Annotated in this window: 15 protein-coding genes; 7 read left to right on the forward strand and 8 right to left on the reverse strand. The window is 64.1% G+C overall.

Features of this window, described 5'->3' with window-relative positions; genetic code table 11:
- The 4 genes from GEV01_RS03435 (at position 1) to GEV01_RS03450 (ending at position 4,923) form a co-directional block, all read left to right on the forward strand.
- Complete coding sequence (locus GEV01_RS03435) at positions 1–288, forward strand: DUF4936 family protein (protein ID WP_152801703.1); 288 nt, start codon at positions 1–3, stop codon at positions 286–288.
- Positions 279–1,022 (forward strand): NRDE family protein, encoded by a 744-nt coding sequence (locus tag GEV01_RS03440; protein ID WP_152801704.1) that lies wholly within the window; start codon positions 279–281, stop codon positions 1,020–1,022. Before GEV01_RS03435 ends, GEV01_RS03440 begins: the two co-directional genes overlap by 10 nt.
- A 59-nt stretch (positions 1,023–1,081) precedes the next feature.
- Positions 1,082–1,885 (forward strand): type 2 periplasmic-binding domain-containing protein, encoded by an 804-nt coding sequence (locus GEV01_RS03445; RefSeq protein ID WP_152801705.1) that lies wholly within the window; start codon positions 1,082–1,084, stop codon positions 1,883–1,885.
- A 131-nt stretch (positions 1,886–2,016) separates the two neighbouring features.
- Entirely contained in the window at positions 2,017–4,923 is a 2,907-nt protein-coding gene (locus tag GEV01_RS03450; protein ID WP_152801707.1) for a TonB-dependent receptor domain-containing protein, read from the forward strand.
- 6 nt (positions 4,924–4,929) lie between these two features.
- Here GEV01_RS03450 and GEV01_RS03455 read toward each other — a convergent pair whose 3' ends face one another.
- Together GEV01_RS03455 and GEV01_RS03460 are read right to left on the reverse strand one after the other, a co-directional pair.
- Positions 4,930–5,403: a GNAT family N-acetyltransferase gene (locus GEV01_RS03455; protein WP_408014814.1), complete on the reverse strand. Its 474-nt coding sequence runs from the start codon at positions 5,401–5,403 to the stop codon at positions 4,930–4,932.
- Complete coding sequence (locus GEV01_RS03460) at positions 5,361–6,293, reverse strand: LysR substrate-binding domain-containing protein (RefSeq protein ID WP_328595426.1); 933 nt, start codon at positions 6,291–6,293, stop codon at positions 5,361–5,363. Before GEV01_RS03460 ends, GEV01_RS03455 begins: the two co-directional genes overlap by 43 nt.
- 81 nt (positions 6,294–6,374) lie before the next feature.
- Here GEV01_RS03460 and GEV01_RS03465 point away from each other — a divergent pair, with 81 nt between their 5' ends.
- Positions 6,375–7,451 carry a tartrate dehydrogenase gene (locus tag GEV01_RS03465; RefSeq protein WP_152801709.1) on the forward strand — a complete coding sequence of 359 codons (1,077 nt, stop codon included), beginning with the start codon at positions 6,375–6,377 and terminating at the stop codon, positions 7,449–7,451.
- 82 nt (positions 7,452–7,533) lie between these two features.
- On the opposite strand, the gene GEV01_RS03470 is transcribed toward GEV01_RS03465, so the two are convergent.
- Genes GEV01_RS03470 through GEV01_RS03495 form a run of 6 tightly spaced genes read right to left on the reverse strand, consistent with a single transcriptional unit; the run spans position 7,534 to position 13,654 of the window.
- Entirely contained in the window at positions 7,534–8,439 is a 906-nt protein-coding gene (locus GEV01_RS03470; protein ID WP_152801710.1) for an SDR family oxidoreductase, read from the reverse strand.
- The gene (locus tag GEV01_RS03475; protein ID WP_152801711.1) at positions 8,439–9,446 is read right to left on the reverse strand and encodes an NADP-dependent oxidoreductase; all 1,008 of its coding nucleotides are present in this window, start codon (positions 9,444–9,446) and stop codon (positions 8,439–8,441) included. The genes GEV01_RS03470 and GEV01_RS03475 overlap by 1 nt, the downstream gene beginning before the upstream one ends.
- Positions 9,447–9,448: 2 nt before the next feature.
- A complete protein-coding gene (locus GEV01_RS03480; protein WP_152801712.1) occupies positions 9,449–10,231 on the reverse strand; it encodes an SDR family oxidoreductase in 783 nt (260 codons plus the stop codon).
- A 10-nt stretch (positions 10,232–10,241) separates the two neighbouring features.
- Positions 10,242–10,544 carry a Dabb family protein gene (locus GEV01_RS03485; protein ID WP_152801713.1) on the reverse strand — a complete coding sequence of 101 codons (303 nt, stop codon included), beginning with the start codon at positions 10,542–10,544 and terminating at the stop codon, positions 10,242–10,244.
- A 26-nt stretch (positions 10,545–10,570) separates the two neighbouring features.
- Positions 10,571–12,472, reverse strand: coding sequence for an acyl-CoA dehydrogenase (locus GEV01_RS03490; RefSeq protein WP_152801714.1), 1,902 nt, complete (start codon positions 12,470–12,472; stop codon positions 10,571–10,573).
- Between the two features lie 3 nt (positions 12,473–12,475).
- Positions 12,476–13,654, reverse strand: coding sequence for an acetyl-CoA C-acyltransferase (locus tag GEV01_RS03495; protein WP_070266649.1), 1,179 nt, complete (start codon positions 13,652–13,654; stop codon positions 12,476–12,478).
- 203 nt (positions 13,655–13,857) lie between these two features.
- Between GEV01_RS03495 and GEV01_RS03500 the strand changes: the two genes are divergently transcribed.
- Entirely contained in the window at positions 13,858–15,555 is a 1,698-nt protein-coding gene (locus tag GEV01_RS03500) for an MFS transporter (RefSeq protein WP_152801716.1), read from the forward strand.
- 135 nt (positions 15,556–15,690) lie between these two features.
- On the forward strand, positions 15,691–17,556 hold the full coding sequence (locus tag GEV01_RS03505; RefSeq protein ID WP_175022902.1) for a LamG-like jellyroll fold domain-containing protein: 1,866 nt from the start codon (positions 15,691–15,693) through the stop codon (positions 17,554–17,556).
- Positions 17,557–17,575: the final 19 nt, after the last annotated feature.

Raw genomic sequence — 17,575 nt, forward strand, 5'->3', positions numbered from 1 at the left:
ATGGATCTCTACATCTACTATCAGGTCAAGGATGGTGACGCGCCATCCTTGCTGGCGGCGGTCGTCCCCATGCAGGCCGCGCTGGGCGCGCAGCATGGCGTCGCCTGCCAGCTCAAGCGCAGGCCGCAAGCGACCGACGGCAAGCAGACATGGATGGAAGTCTATGCCGCCACGCCCGACGGCTTTGCCGCCGCGCTGGAGCGCGCCGTCGAACAGGCCGGATTGCCGGCCTGGATCGCCGGCCCGCGTCATACCGAAGTTTTTACGGATTTAGTCACATGTGCCTGATCGTTTTTGCCTGGCGGGTCATACCGGCAGTACCGCTGGTGGCTGCGGCCAACCGTGATGAGTTCTACCAGCGCGCCACCGCGCCGGCCGCCGCGTGGCCGGAGCATCCGCAAATCTACGCCGGCCGCGACCTGCAGGCCGGCGGCAGCTGGATGGGCATCACCCAGCCGGCGGCCGGCCGCAACGCCTCGCGCTTTGCCGCCATCACCAACATCCGCGCACCGTCCGAGCACCGCGACGATGCGCCCTCACGCGGCCACCTGGTCGCCGACTTCCTGGCCGGCAGCATGACGCCGCAGGAATACGTAGACGCCATCCGCGCCGATGCCGCCGCCTACAACGGCTTCAACCTGGTGCTGAGCGACGGCGACACGCTGATCTGGTTCTCCAACCGCGGCGACGCCGACCCGCGCAACGGCCAGCCTTTGGAGCCGGGCGTGTACGGCCTGTCGAACGCGCTGCTGGATGCGCCGTGGCCGAAGGTGGTCAAGACCAAGGCCCAGTTCGCCAGCCTGCTGTGCCTGGGCGCGCCCGACGACGCCTTCTTCGAAATGCTGGCCGACACCACGCCCGCGCCCGACCAGCGCCTGCCGGAAACCGGCGTGCCGCTGGACCTGGAACGCATGTTGTCGGCGGTGCGCATCGAAAGCCCGAGCTACGGCACGCGCACCTCCACCGTGGTGAAGCTCTACGCCGATGCACCGGCGACCTTGCAAGAGATGCTGATACACTAGCGATCAGACCCGTCTGCGTCCGGCCATCCCGGCCCGCCGCAGGACTTGCCACTTGTACCATGCCCATGCGTGTAACGCCGCTGCTGTTCCTACCGATGTTGACCTTGCTGGCCGGCCAGGCTACAGCGGCCTGCGCGCCACTGCGCTTCGGCTACACCGACCAGGCCGTTCCACCCTACTACCTCGGCAACGGCCCCAACGAAGCCAAGCCGGCGGCCGGCGCGCTGGCCGAACTGACCCGCGACGCCGCCGCCAGCGCAGGCTGCGAGACGGTGATGGTGCGCATGCCGCCGCCGCGCCTGCGCATGAGCATGGAAGCGGGCAAGATCGACGCCACCTCGCTGTTCTCCCCCGACGTGGTCGGCGCTTCGCCGCAGATCGTTTATCCGCTCGACAAACACGGCAAGCCCGACCCCACGCGCGGCATGGCCTTGTACAGCGTGGTGTTCGTGCGCACCGCCGACGGCCTGCCCAAGAACGGCGATCCGGCCGTGGTGATGCGCGGCCGCATCATCGGCCTGTCGCACGGCGCGCCGCACATCAAGGTGCTGCGCGAGCGTGGCGTGCAGGTCGACCAGGGCGCCGCCAATCCCGACACCAATTTCGAAAAACTGCGGCGGCATCGCATCGACGGCTTTGCCGTGTCGCTGGCCTCGCAGGATGATATGGACGCCACCGTGGCCGCGCGCTACGGCAAGGAGTTCACCCGCCTCGACAAGCCGCTGTTCACCTCCACCGCCTGGCTGGCGCTGAGCAAAACCTACTACGACCAGAACCCCAGGCAGGCCGAAGCCATCTGGCAATGGTATGGCACGCACGGCCCCGCGCGCCTGGGCGCCCTGCTCAAAAAGTACGGCCAGTAAGCCTGTTGCGTTTCTGGGCGATAAAGACGTAAATTGTTTACACCCTCCCATCTTGTTGCGTAAAGTGTTCCGTTAGAAATAGAACGCTAGCAACCAGAAATCCTGTTTTCGTCCATCCAGGAGGGTTAGCCATGACAATAACGATCTCGCGCCGCAACGCATGGCGCGCTTTGGGGGCTTGCGGCATGGCGCTCGGCAGCCAGGGCGGCTGGGCCCAGGACGGCGCGGCGGACATGCCGACCGTGCACGTCACCGGCACCCGGCTGGCAGCTCCCGGTGCGGAATCGCCCTCGCCGCTGCAGATCCTCAGCGCGGCCGACATCGCCGCGTCCGGCGCCACCAACCTGCAGGAACTGCTGCAAAAGAATCCGACGCTGGGCACGCCCGCGTTCAGCCGCAACAATTCCAACTTTTTGCCGACCAGCGGCGGTGTCACCAGCGTCAACCTGCGCAACCTTGGCGACGCCCGCACGCTGGTGCTGGTCAACGGCCGCCGCTTCGTTGCGGGCGTATCCGGCAGCAGCGCGGTCGACCTCAACGCCATCCCCACCGACTTCATCGAGCGCATCGAACTGCTGACCGGCGGCGCATCCGCCACGTATGGATCGGACGCCGTGGCCGGCGTCATCAACATCATCCTCAAGCGCAATCTGAATGGACTGAGCTTCGACGCCAGCACCGGCCGCAGCAGCCATGGCGACGACTTCAAGAAGAAAATGGCGCTCAGCTACGGCTACGACAGCGCCGACGGCCGCACCAGCCTGATGGGCCATCTGGCCTACACGCGCCAGGGCGCCGTGTCCTCGCGCGACCGCGACATTTCGGCCCAGGACCAGATATCAAAAATGCTCAGCAGCGGACTGGCGGCCGACGCCTTTGTCCCGGTCCGCAACTACTCGGTGGCCGCGCCGCAGGGCCGCTTCTTCTACAACAAGGACGCCGCCGGCAAGGCCGGCAACTACACCTACGATGCGCAAGGTAACGTGATCCCCTGGTCCACCAACGGCGACGCCGCGCTCGGCCTGGCCGCGACCGGTTTCAACCGCTCCGCCTTCCGCACCATCGCCGTGCCGACCGAGCGCTATCTGCTGGCATTGAACGGCGAGCATGCATTCACGCCGGCCGTTATCGGCTTCGTCGAAGGCAACTACAGCAGCACCAAGGTCCGCACCATCATTGAACCGCTGGCCTTGTCCTCGGCGGACTTCTACAAAAGCAGCAACGGCCAGGTGCCCGCCGAAACCATGGTCAATGGCGTAGCGGTGCGCAATCCGCTGGTGCCGCAATATCTGTTCGACCGCAGCGCCGACAGCACCGGCGACGGCCTGCGCGACTACAGCTTCAGCCGCCGGCTGGCCGAGATCGGCAACCGCCAGGCCGGCATCGACCGCGACACCTCGCGCCTGGCCACGGGCCTGAAAGGAACGCTGGACGGCTGGCGCTACGACAGCTATCTGGTCTACGGCAAGACCCGCGAACACCAGCGCGCCGACGGCCAGGTCGACCTGCAGAAATTCCGCAACGCCATGCAAGCCATTCCCGACGCCGGCGGCGCCGCCGTCTGTGCCGATGCAACGGCCCGCGCCCAAGGCTGCTCGCCGCTGAATATTTTTGGCTACAACACCATCTCGCCGGCCGCGCTGGCCTATGTGACGGTGCCCAGCATACTGGACGTGGAGATCACACAAAAACTGGCCGGGGCCTCGTTCAGCGGCGAAGCGTTCGCACTACCGGCGGGCAAGGTCGGCGTGGCGGCCGGCTTCGAATGGCGCAAGGAGAGTTCGTCCAGCGTGCCCGATGCACTGACCCAGGGCGGTCTCAATTCGGGCGCTGCCTTGCCCGCCACGTCGGGCAGCTTCTCGGTACGCGAGTTCTTTGCCGAGGCGCGGGTGCCGCTGCTCAAGGACCGCGCATTTGCCACGGACCTGAGCTTCCTGGGCGCCTTCCGCTCCGGCCACTACTCCACCGTCGGCACCGCCAACAGCTGGAACGCCGGCCTCGAATGGCGCACGGCGGATACGCTCAAGCTGCGCGCCACCCGCGCGCTGTCGACACGGGCGCCCAATATCAACGAGCTGTACCTGCCGCCCAGCCAGGTCTTCCCGACCGGCATCGTCGATCCGTGCAGCGGCGTCACGGCCAGCTCGACCGGCGCGCGCGACACCGCCTGCCGCGCCGACGCCGGCGTGCTGGCCAACATCAACGCCAACGGCAAATTCACGCTCAGCCAGCCGGACATCCAGGCACTGAGCGGCTACAACCGCGGCAACCCCGGCCTGAAGGCGGAGAAAGGCCGCTCCAGCACGGTCGGCCTGGTGTACACGCCGGCCAGGTTCACCTTCACGGCGGACTACTTCAACATCAAGATCGCCGACGCCATCGTCACCACGCCGCGCCAGTACGCGCTGGACCAGTGCTACAACGGCGGCAACAGCAGCTTCTGCCAATTCATCACGCGCCGCGCCAGCAATTCCGGGGCTTTTAGTGCCGGTGCGCTGACCTATATCGACAGCGCCGTCACCAACAGCGGCGGCACCGGTACATCGGGGATCGACCTGACCGGCGCCTGGACCGGCACGCTGGGACCGGGGCGCCTGGCCGCTCGGCTCGCCTACACGTATCTGAAGGAGTTCTACAACATACCGCTGCCCGGCACGCCGGCCGACCAGGCTGCTGGCGAAGTGGGCTACCCGCGCAACAAGGCCATGCTCAACCTGGGTTATCAATGGCGGGAATGGACACTCAACTCGACCACCAGCTACATCGGCGCATCGGCCGTGGATGACCAGTTGCTGGCACAGTTCAAGCAACCGGCAGGCAGCGTCAAGGTCGGCGCCAAGGTCGTCAACGACTTCCAGCTCAGCTACGCGCTGCGCAAGACGCTGTCGCTCTACCTGGGCATCGACAACGCCTTCAACACCAAGCCCGCGCCGGTGATCAGCGGCCTGACCGGCGACACCGTCGGCACCGAGACCAACGCCAGCGTCTACGACCCGATCGGCCGCCGCTACTACCTGGGCGTGCGCGGCAGCCTGTAGCGGAGTTTAAAAGGTGTACTGCATATTGATGTGGGCGATGCCGGCTTCGTAGAATTCGTCGCCATCGATGGCGAAGCCGTGGCGCTCGTAGAATGGCGCGGCGTGGGATTGCGCGCTGAGCACCACTTGCTTGTCGCCACGGGCGCGCGCCTGGGCCATCAGCGCTTGCAGCAAGGCGCCGCCGATGCCCGTGCCGCGCCCGGCCTGGCGCACCGCCATGCGGCCGATGTGGCCGTCCGGCAGCAGGCGGCCAGTGCCGATCGGCGTGCCATCCGCATCGTAAGCCACGGCGTGCAGGCAGACTGCGTCCATGTGGTCCATTTCGAGTTCGGCGGGGACTTTCTGTTCTTCGACGAAGACTTCAAAGCGTATCAGTTTGGCGTCGGCCTGGAGCGCGGTCCAGTCTCCGATACGGATGTCATGCTTGGCGGTGTGGCTCATCGGCGTGCGGGCTTGGTTGGTGATGCGGGATTGTCGCATGCCAGATGCCGCTCAAGGAAGTCCACGCACACGCGCACCTTGGCCGAACCCGCCAGCCGTTGCGGATACACCGCCCAGACGTTGGCGGTCTGTGTGTATTCGGGCAGCACCTGCACCAGCTCGCCACGGTCGAGCAAGGGCTGCGCATCCCAGCGCGAGCGCAGCACGATGCCGGCACCCGCCACCGCCCATTGCAGCGCGATCTCGCCGTGGTTGGACGACAGCGGCCCCGTCACCTTGACCGCAATCTCTTCCTGCGCGCCGCTGCGCAAGCGCCACACGCCGAACGGCATGTCGCGCTCCTTGATCGCCAGGCAGTCATGGCCGGCCAGTTCCAGCAGCGTGCGCGGCGTTCCGCGCCGTTCGAGATAGGCCGGTGCGGCGCACAGGATGCGGTGATTGTCCATCAGCCGCCGCGCGATCAGATGCGGCGCGATGTCGTCGCCGACGCGGATATCCAGGTCGAAGCCCTCGCCGACGATATCGACCAGGCGGTCGAACACCTCCAGCCGGACTTCCAGCGCCGGATGAGCTTTGAGCAGTCCGGCAATCGCCGGCGCGACCACGTTGCGGCCGAAGCCGAAACTGCTGCTGACCCGCAGCAGCCCGCGCGGCACGCCCTTGCGCTCGGCGACGTCGTCGAACAGGCTGGCCAGGCTTTCCAGTATCGTCAGCGCGCGGGCGTGGACCTGCTCGCCATCCTCGCTGAGCACGACACGCCGCGTGGTGCGGTGGAACAGCCGCACACCCAGCATCTCCTCCAAGACCCCGACACGCTTGCTGACATAGGCCGGCGACATGCCCAGCGCCAGCGCCGCACCGGCGAAGCTGGATGCGCGCACCACCGCCACCAGCACGCGCAAATCGCCGTTTTCTATCCCATTATTCACGATACGTGTTCCATGAAGCCACATTTCAACACATTCTAAGCGAGACGGATCGCGCTATCCTAGTCGCCAAGGAGAACGCCCATGAAAACGCACAAAATCGCAGTCATCGCCGGAGACGGCATCGGCAAGGAAGTCATGCCCGAAGGCATACGAGTCGTCGAAGCCGCGGCCCGCCGCTTCAACATCCAGATCGAATGGACCCGCTTCGAGTGGGCCAGTTGCGACTACTACGCCGCGCACGGCAAGATGATGCCGGACGACTGGTTCGAGCAGCTGAAAGGCTACGAAGCCATCTTCTTCGGCGCGGTCGGCTGGCCGGCGCTGGTGCCCGACCATATTTCGCTGTGGGGTTCGTTGCTGAAGTTCCGCCGCCAGTTCGACCAGTATGTCAACCTGCGGCCGGTGCGCCTGATGCCCGGCGTGCCCTGCCCGCTGGCCAACAAACAGCCCGGCGACATCGACTTCTACATCGTGCGCGAAAACACCGAGGGCGAATATTCGTCCGTCGGCGGCCGCATGTTCGAAGGAACGGAGCGCGAGTTCGTGCTGCAGGAAGCCATCTTCACCCGCACCGGCGTGGACCGCGTGCTGCAATACGCCTTCGAACTGGCGCAGAGCCGGCCGCGCAAGCACCTGACCTCGGCCACCAAGTCGAACGGCATCTCGATCAGCATGCCCTACTGGGACGAACGCGTGGCCAACATGGCCAGGGACTACCCGGACGTGACCTGGGACCAGTACCACATCGACATCCTGGCTGCGCGCTTCGTGTTGTCGCCGGAGCGTTTCGATGTGGTGGTGGCGTCCAACCTGTTCGGCGACATCCTGTCCGACCTGGGCCCGGCCTGCACCGGCACCATCGGCATCGCGCCGTCGGCCAATCTGAATCCAGATCGGCAATGGCCGTCCCTGTTCGAGCCGGTGCACGGCTCGGCGCCCGATATCTACGGCCGGAACATCGCCAATCCGGTCGCCATGATCTGGTCTGGCGCGATGATGCTGGACTTCCTCGGCAACGGCGACGCCAATTACCGCGCAGCGCACGATGCCATCGTCACCGCCATCGAAGCATGGCTGCTGGACGGCGAGCGCACGCCGGACATGGGCGGCAAGGCCAGCACCACCGAGGCCGGCCTGGCCATCGCCGCGAAACTGTAGCCGATGGTGCCTGTCGCCCCGGCCGGCGCCCGGCCTGACAAAGCGAAAGTCACGGCCATGCGTTTGTCGGGCTGGGGGCCGATCAGTCCAGCTTCATCTTGGCGCGCAGCGCTTCGCGCACATGCGGCGTGGCCGCGTACGGATCGCCGGGATTGGTGCCGGCCACGATATGCTGCATGCGTTCCTGCACGCCGGCCAGCGCGCCCGGATGCGAGTAGATGTAGAAGTCGCCGTTGGCGATGGCCTTGAAAGTCATCTCCGCCACATCCTGCGCCGACACCTTGCCCGACGAAACCGCCTTGTCCGTCATGGCCTGCGCCGCCAGCTGGCTGGCGGTCGGGCCTTGCGTCATGCGCACATCCTCGGGACGGTTGCGGTGCGACTGGCTGATCCCGGTCGGCACAAAATACGGGCACAGCACCGAAGCCCCTATCGGCGCCCCGACCAGTTGCAGATCCTGGTACAAGGTCTCCGACAGCGACACCACCGCATGCTTGGAGACGTTGTACACGCCCATCGCCGGCGCGTTGAGCAAGCCCGCCATCGACGCCGTGTTGACGATGTGGCCTTCGAACGATGCATCCTGCTTGGCCGCCTCCAGCATCAGCCTGGTGAAGATGCGCACGCCGTGGATCACGCCCCACACATTCACACCCATCACCCATTCCCAGTCGGCCTCGGTGTTCTCCCAGATCAGCCCGCCCGAACCGACGCCGGCGTTGTTGAACACCAGATGCACGGCGCCGAATTCAGCGACCGCCGCATCGGCCAGCGCCTGCACCTGCTCGCTCTTGCGCACATCGCACAGCTGCGCGATGACGCTGGCGCCCTGCGCCTTCAGCTCGTCGACGGCGCGTTGCAGCGCATCGGCCTGCACGTCCGCCAGCACCAGCTTCATGCCTTCACGCGCCGCCACGTTGGCGAATTCGCGACCCAACCCACTCGCGCCGCCGGTGATGACGACGACCTTGCCTCTGAATGTTTTCATTAGATGAGCTTGACCAGTTGTTTGCCGAAGTTATGCCCTTGCAGCAGGCCCATGAACGCTTGCGGCGCGGCCGCTAGGCCCTCCGCTACCGTTTCGCGGTATTTGATCTGGTGATTGGCGACCAGCACGGCCAGCTCCTGCAAGCCCTGCTGCCAGAATTCCATGTGTTCGGTGATGATGAAGCCGCGCAGCGTCACGCGGTTGAGCAGCAGCAGGCGCGAATTCTTGATCGGCATTTCCTGGCCGTTGAAGCCGGCGATCAGGCCGCACAGGGCCACGCGCGCAAACGCATTGGTGCGCGCCAGCGAGGCATCGAGGCAGGCGCCGCCGACGTTTTCAAAGATGGCGTCGACACCGTCCGGCGTGGCGGCGGCCAGGTCGGCCTCCAGGTTGCCGGCCTTGTAGTCGACGCAGGCATGGAAGCCCAGCTGCTTGACCACGTACTCGCACTTCTCCGGCCCGCCGGCGATGCCGACCACGCGGCAGCCGCGCAGCCGCGCCAGCTGCCCGACCACGCTGCCCACCGCGCCGGCGGCGGCCGATACCACCACCGTATCGCCAGCGCCAGCTTCGAGTATCTGGTTGAAGCCGTACCAGGCCGCCATGCCCGGCATGCCGACCACGCCCAGATAGGTCGACAGCGGGATGCGCGTGGTGTCCAGCTTGCGCAGCAGGACGCCGTCCGACACGCCCATGTCGGCCCAGCCCAGCATGCCGCCGACGAACTCGCCGACGCGGTAGTAGTCGTTGCGCGAGGCCACGACCTGGCCGGCCGTGCCGCCTATCATGGTCTGGTCCAGCGGCTGCGAACTGGCGTAGCTCTTGGCCGAGCTCATGCGGCCGCGCATGTACGGGTCCAGCGACAGGTAGTGGTTGCGTATCAGGACTTCGCCGTCGGCCAGCTCGGGCACGTCCAGCGTCTCCAGGCGGAAGTTTTCCGGCGCCACCGGGCCGCGCGGACGCGCCGCCAGCACGATGCGCTGATAAGTCTTGGGAATGCCGGTCATCGTCACACCGCCGACACGCCGCCATCCACCGCCAGGATCTGGCCGGTGATGTGCTTGCCCGCGTCGGACGCGAACAGCACGGCCGCGCCTTTCAAGTCCTCGTCGTCGCCGAGGCGGCCCAGCGGTGCATCCTTGGACAATTCGTCAGGGCCGAGTTTTTCCAGCAAGCCCTTGGTCATCTTCGACGGGAAGAAGCCCGGCGCCAACGCGTTGACGGTGATGCCGTGACGGCCCCACTCGCCCGCCAGCGTGCGCGTGAAGTTGACCAGCGCGCCTTTGGACGTGTTGTAGGCAATGGTCTGCATGGTGCCCGGCGGATTGCCGGCCAAGCCGGCGATCGAGGCGATGTTGATGATGCGACCATAGCGGCGCGGGATCATCGAACGCTTGCCGACCAGTTGCGACACCACGAAGATGCTGCGGATGTTCAGGTTCATCACCTTGTCCCACGCTTCGACCGGATGGTCTTCGGCGGGCGCACCCCAGCTGGCGCCGGCGTTGTTGATGAGGATGTCGATGTGGCCCAGGTGGGCCAGCGCGGCCGTCACCAGAGCGTCCGCATGCGCATCCTGCGACAGGTCGGCGGCGACGGCGTGGGCATTGATGCCGTGGCCGATCAGGAAGGCCACGGCCTCGTCCAGGTCAGCCTGCTTGCGCGAGGAGATGACGACCTTGGCGCCCTGCTCGCCCAGCGCCAGCGCCATTTGCAGGCCCAGGCCGCGCGAACCGCCGGTGATCAGCGCGGTCTTGCCGGCCAGAGAAAACAATTCTTGAGTTGTACGCATCGCGATATCCTTAAATTTCGTAGTCCATGCACTGGCGCGCATCGCGCACCGCGACGAAGAATGGCTTCATCGCCACGTGGTCGGGATGGTTCTGGTATTCGTCCAGCGCGGCCTTGTCGGTGAACTCCGAGTACAGCATGAGGTCGTAGGTCGCCTCCAGGCCGGGCTGGGCGATGACCGCCTCCAGCTTCAGCAGGCCCGGCACCAGGCCGACGCAGCCGTCCAGCAGCGCTTTCATCTTGGCCGCGTTGGCGGCGCGGTCAGCGCCTTCGGCATGGTCTTTCAGTTTCCACATTACGATGTGCTTGATCATTGTGTCTCGCTTTAGTTATCGCTTCTTTAGAACCACGCGTCGCGCATGTCGAGCGTGGTGGTGTCTATGCTGGCCAGCAGTTCCAGCTGCTGTTCGACTTTCGGCAATTCCCAGCGGAAGAAGTAGCGGCAGGCTTGCAGCTTGCCGCGATAGAAATCGGCGTCGCTTCCATCCAGGGCCGCAGCGGCCAGCAAGGCCTGCTGCAACCAGATCCAGGCGACCACGACGTGGCCGACCGCTTCCAGGTACAGGCTGGCGTTGGCCAGGGTTTTGTTCATGTCGCCGGCAGCATACAGCTTTTGCGTGACGAGTTCCACTGCCTGCCACGCGGCGTCGAGCGCAGCGGCATGGGCCAGCAGCTCCCGGCTGATGTTGGCCAGCTCGGCCAGTTCGGCCGGCAGCGCATCCGGCGCACCGACGCTGCCGCGCACCTTGCGCACCGTCTTGCGCAGCTCGGCGCCGAAGGCCTTGAACAGCGCGCCGTCCTGCATGCTGGCCTTGCGGCCCAGCAGGTCGAGGCCGTGGATGCCGTGCGTGCCTTCGTGGATGGCGTTCAGCCGGTTGTCTCGATAGAACTGCTCGACGTTATATTCCCGCGTATAGCCGTAGCCGCCGTGCACCTGGATCGCCAGGCTGTTGGCTTCCACGCACCACTGCGACGGCCATGATTTGGTGACCGGCGTCAGGAAGTCCAGCAGACGGGCCGCATGTTCGCGGGCTTCCGGCGTTTCCGCGCTGTGCTGTTCGTCGACCAGGCGGGCGCTGTACAGCACCAGACCCAGGCCGCCTTCAACATAGGCTTTCTGCGCCAGCAGCATGCGCCGCACGTCGGTGTGTTCGATGATGGGCAGTTGCGGCTGGGCCGGATCTTTCTGCGCCGGATGGCGGCCTTGCGGGCGGTTGCGCGCATAGTCCAGCGCGTGCAGATAGCCGGTGTAGCCCAGCACCGCCGCGCCCAGGCCGACGCCGATGCGCGCTTCGTTCATCATGTGGAACATCTGGGCCAGGCCCTGATGCGGATTGCCGACCAGGTAGGCGATGGCGCCGCCCTTGCCTTGCGGCTGGAACTTGCCTTCGCCGAAATTGAGCAGGCAGTTGGTGGTGCCCCGGTTGCCCATCTTGTGGTTGAGGCCGGCCAGTACGACATCGTTGCGTTCGCCGAGACTGCCGTCTTCGTCGACCAGGAACTTGGGCACGATGAACAGCGAAATGCCTTTGACGCCGGGAATCAGCTGGCCGTCGGGGCCGGGTATCTTGGCCAGCACCAGATGGACGATGTTGTCCGACAGATCGTGCTCGCCGGCCGAGATCCACATCTTGTTGCCGCTCAGGCGGAACTGGCGTTCGCCGTCCACGCCGGACTGCGGGTCGGGCACGGCGCGGCTGGCGATGTCGGACAGGCTGGAGCCGGCCTGCGGTTCGGACAGGCACATCGTGCCGAAGTAGCGGCCCGCGAACATTGGGTCGACGTAGCGCCGCACCTGTTCCGCCGTGCCGCACTTGAGCAGGGTGTTGGCATTGCTCATCGTCAGGAAGGTGTAGGCGCTGGTGGCGACGTTCGCCGCCGTGAAGTAGGCGGCCAACGCCTTTTCCACCACCACCGGCAGCTGCATGCCGCCGCGCTCGTAGTCCTGGCCCGCTGCCATCAGGCCGGCGGCCGAGAACGCGTCCAGCGCGGTCTTCACCTCATCGATGATGCGCACGTCCAGGCAGTGCTCGCCTGGCACGGCCTGCGGTTCCTCGTTGTCGCTCTTCTTGTTATGCGGCGCGAACAGCTCGGTGGCGAGCTGTTCGGCCGTGTCGAGGGCGGCGTCGAAGGTTTCGCGGTTGTGGTCCTGGAAGCGGGCGTGCCGGGTCAGCGCCTCCGCATCCAGCCATTCGTACAGCATGAAGGCGATATCGCGCCGCGACAGCAGTAGCGACTGCATCGCTTACACCACTTCGAACAGGCCCGCCGCTCCCTGGCCGCCACCGATGCACATGGTGACGACCACATATTTGACGCCACGGCGCTTGCCTTCCAGCAGCGCGTGGCCGGTCAGGCGCGCGCCCGACACGCCGTACGGGTGGCCGACGGCGATCGCGCCGCCGTTCACGTTCAGGCGGTCCATCGGGATGCCCAGCGTGTCGGCGCAGTACAGCACCTGCACGGCGAAGGCTTCGTTCAATTCCCACAGGCCGATGTCTTCGACTTTCAGGCCGGCTTTCTTCAGCAGCTTGGGAATCGCGAACACGGGGCCGATGCCCATCTCGTCCGGCTCGCAACCGGCGACGGCGAAGCCACGGAAAATGCCCAGCGGCTGCAAGCCCTTGGCGGCTGCAGCCTGCGCGCTCATGACGATGGACATCGACGCGCCGTCCGAGAACTGGCTGGCGTTGCCGGCGCTGATGACGCCGCCCGGCACCGCGCTGCGGATCTTGGAGACGGCTTCATACGTCGTGTCGGCGCGGATGCCTTCGTCAGCGGAGATGGTCACTTCGCGCGTCAGCAGCATGCCGCTGGCCTTGTCGGCCACGCCCATGGTGGTGGTCATCGGCACGATCTCGGCGTCGAACAGGCCGGCGGCCTGGGCTGCGGCGGCGCGCTGCTGGCTTTGCACGCCGTATTCATCCTGGCGCTCGCGGCTGATGTTGTAGCGCTTGGCCACGGTTTCCGCCGTCTGCAGCATCGGCCAGTAGATTTCCGGCTTGTGCTGCGACAGCCAGACTTCCTTGTACATGTGCATATTCATTTCCTGCTGCACGCAGGAGATCGATTCCACGCCGCCGGCGGCGTAGATGTCGCCTTCGCCGGCGATGATGCGCTGGGCGGCGGTGGCGATGGTCTGCAGGCCGGACGAGCAGAAACGGTTGATGGTCATGCCGGCGGTCGTCACCGGGCAGCCGCCGCGGATGGCGATCTGGCGCGCGATATTGCCGCCGGTGGCGCCTTCGGGATTCGCGCAGCCGATCAGCACGTCTTCAACCTCGCCCGCTTCGATGCCGGCGCGGCTGATCGCCGCCTGCAGCGCATGGCCGCCCAGCGTGGCGCCGTGCGTCATGTTGAACGCGCCTTTCCACGATTTGGCCAGGCCCGTGCGGGCGGTTGAAACGATGACGGCGTCGATCATGAATGTCTCCTGTAAGTATAGGTGGGGGTTTTTAGTGAAATCAGAATAGCATATTTTAGTACGGTCGTTCGCAAATTATTTCTGTAAGTTTCGCGTAAGTTTGAAGCAAGCCTGACGTAAGGTTCGCAGTCCACACTGCGCTCAAGCTGACGAAAATGTAACTATCTCGGCTGGGGAAATCCAAAAAATTAACGGAGACAAAAATGACGACAACATCAGGCACTGCCGACCCGCGCAACCTGCCCAAGTCCGGCAGCATCACGCCGGAAGAACGCAAGGTGATCTTTGCGTCCTCGCTGGGTACGGTTTTCGAATGGTACGATTTCTATCTGTACGGTTCGCTCGCCCCCATCATCGCCAAGCAGTTCTTCATCGGCGAGCCGACCACCACCTTTATTTTCGCACTGCTGGCGTTTGCCGCCGGTTTCATTGTGCGTCCATTCGGCGCGCTGGTGTTCGGCCGCCTCGGCGACATGATCGGCCGTAAGTACACCTTCCTGATCACCATCCTGATCATGGGCGCCTCCACCTTTATTGTCGGCCTGCTACCCGGGTACGCGGCCATCGGCATCGCGGCGCCCATCATCCTGGTGTCGCTGCGCATCCTGCAGGGCCTGGCGCTGGGCGGCGAGTACGGCGGCGCGGCAACCTATGTGGCCGAACATGCGCCGCACGACAAGCGCGGCTCGTTCACCTCGTGGATCCAGACCACTGCAACGCTGGGCCTGTTTCTGTCGCTGCTGGTGATCCTGGGCACCCGTACCGCCGTCGGCGAAGAAGACTTCGCTGCGTGGGGCTGGCGCGTGCCGTTCCTGGTGTCGGTGCTGCTGCTGGGTGTTTCGGTGTGGATCCGTCTGTCGATGAATGAATCGCCGGCCTTCGCCAAGATGAAAGCCGAAGGCAAGACCTCGAAAGCTCCGCTGAGCGAAGCCTTCGGCCAATGGCGCAACCTGAAAGTCGTGATCCTGGCGCTGCTGGGCCTGACCATGGGCCAGGCTGTGGTCTGGTACACCGGCCAGTTCTACGCGCTGTTCTTCATGACCCAGGTGCTGAAGATCGATGGCGCCAGCGCCAACATCATGACCGCCTTGTCGCTGGCACTGGCCACGCCGTTCTTCATCTTCTTCGGCATCCTGTCGGACAAGATCGGCCGCAAGTGGATCATCCTGGGCGGCTGCGTGCTGGCCGCGGCGACCTACTTCCCGCTGTTCGGCGCCCTGACCCACTACGGCAATCCAGCGCTGGAAACCGCACTGAAGAACTCGCCAGTGGTGGTGGTCGCCGATCCGGCATCCTGCCACTTCCTGTTCAACCCGACCGCCACCAAGAAGTTCCCTTCGTCGTGCGACATCGCCGCCGGCATGTTGTCCAACGCCTCGGTGAACTACACCACGCAGGAAGCCCCGGCCGGCAGCGTCGCCAAGATCAAGGTGGGCGACAAGGAAATCACCGCCTTCAACGCCACCATGACGCCTGACGGCCTGAACTTCGACAAGGCCAGCAAGGACGCCGAAGCCGCGCTGAAGAAGGAAGTCGGCGGCGCCATCAAGGCCGCAGGCTATCCGGCCAAGGCGGACGACACGCAGATCAACAAGCCGATGATGGTGCTGGTGCTGTTCATCCTGGTGCTGTACGTGACCATGGTGTACGGCCCGATCGCCGCCATGCTGGTGGAGATGTTCCCGACCCGCATCCGCTACACCTCGATGTCCCTGCCTTACCACATCGGTAACGGCTGGTTCGGCGGCCTGCTGCCGACCATCTCGTTCGCGCTGGTGGCGTTCAAGGGCGACATCTACTACGGCCTGTGGTATCCGATCATCATCGCCCTGATCACGGCGGTGATCGGCGCGCTGTTCGTCGGCGAAACCAAGAATAACAACATCTACGCCAACGACTAAGCCTGCTTGAGCAGTGCGAAATAGCCGCCAGCGATGGCGGCTATTTTTTTTGTCTTTTAGGCTATGGCTCGCGTTAAATTATTGATAAACTTAAACTTTCAATATCACACCACAATTCGTAGCCAAGGGAACGTTATGCCATACATCAAAGTCGAAAACGGAGTCATGCAGGAGTACAACAATGACGGACTCAACACCGGACCTGTTGCCAGCATCGGATTGAATGCCTACAGCTACCTTGAGCGTCGAGGCTGGTCGGCAACGGGCAAAGGGGTGACCGGCCCCAGCAATCCCGACTACCTTGAAGACTTCCCCTATCTTCAATCGAAAGGCATTAAATACCTGCAAGTGATGGCTGCGCCATTCTCAGCCTCTGGCAGTTATTTGTCGTGGAGCGTCGTAGTGGGCCAGCCCAGCTTCAACGGCAATGCCGTCAGCGACCTCAAAATCAATGACTCTTATTGGGCCGCCGTCCAGAACTTGCTCGATGCCGCCAAGGCGCACAACATCGGCATTATCGCTTGTCCGTTCTGGAACATCCTGGCCATTCCCGAATTGGTGGGCGAGGACAAAAGCGCATTGCTGCAAAGCGATTCCAAATCCCGAAACTACCTGCGCGCTTTTGCCGCTGCATTCGTCGCCAGGTACAAAAATCATGTGGGTATTGCCGCCTGGATGGCAGGCCAGGAAATCACACTGAACACGGGCCTGGACTACAACACGGCGCCAGCCGTACTGAAGGACATTGCTGAAACCATGCGGGCGCAAGACACGCTGCAGCGCATGATCTCCTCCGGCAACGCGGCGCTACCGCACTACAGTCCACGAAAGTATACGATCGACGAACATGTCGAGATCGTCCGTGCGATGAATCCAAGCCCGATCGACACCATCTGCGAAAACCTGTTCCTCAATAGCGAGTACTTCAGCAGTGGAGAAGCGCCGGTATCCGGCCAGAGCGGCGCATTGCGGGCGGATTTGACGTCATGCTCTTTGCCGTACCTGAAAGTGATGCAGAAACTGGCCAGCGATTTGGGCAAGCCATACTATGTGGGCAGCTTCGGCTTGAACAAAGACGAGGAGGCGGCGCTGCAGGACACTACAACACAGCACAACCTGTCGATTTTGCTGCAAAACTTCTATCGCACCGGCGTGCAGCTTGCTTGCCATTGGGTATGGAACAGCGGCGAGGTGAAGGATTTAAAACCGTGGAATGTGCTGGTCACTGACGCTGGTAACAACATCCGCCCGGAAGTGTTCGCGGCCATCACCGCCGTGCTCGACCGTTCACGCACCGCGCCACCCGATGCCCTGATCAACCGGAAATTGAACAGTATTTTCTCCGAGCGTTCGGCCACGTTCACCAATACACCGTCGCAATGGTGCTGCTTCACCATCGCACCCAAAGCAGCGCTCTGCTCGTCGACAAATTTCTCCATCTCTTACACCGTCAATCAAAGCGTCAAGTCGCTGGAGACCGCAGGCCCCTTCATCCGCCGGGTCACGGGCGCGGTCAATGCCGATGCGCGCGGCTGGGTGATCTATAAAAACGGACTCGCCGACGCCAACGCCTTCATGCAGTTATTTGACGGAAAAACAGTGGGCATCGACGCCGGTCATAAAGGCCGTACAGATGTCGCCGATACCTGGACGCGTATCACGTTCACTGTCGAAGCGAATTCGCGTATTGCGCTCTACGTCAACGACTTCCTGATGGGGTACACGCAACCGGGGGCTCCGTGGTCCAACGTCGGCGGCCTGGAGGCCATTCAGATTGGGCGGACGAGCCTGACTTCAAACGCGGATGTCGTAAGCTGGAAAGTCTCAGACATCATTCTGTATGACCGCGTATTGACCCCGCAGGAAGTCTTCGACTATGGGATAAGCGGACAGGTGGTCAATGCCGCGGGCAGGTGGCGTTTAAACGGCGACTTCAAGGACGCCATTAACGCCAACGACGGGACTTTCGCACCCGACAGGAACCTGATTTCCTTCAGCTAAATCCAGCAGAACGGACGGA

This window comes from Rugamonas rivuli (assembly GCF_009380165.1).
Taxonomy (GTDB): Bacteria; Pseudomonadota; Gammaproteobacteria; order Burkholderiales; family Burkholderiaceae_D; genus Rugamonas; species Rugamonas rivuli.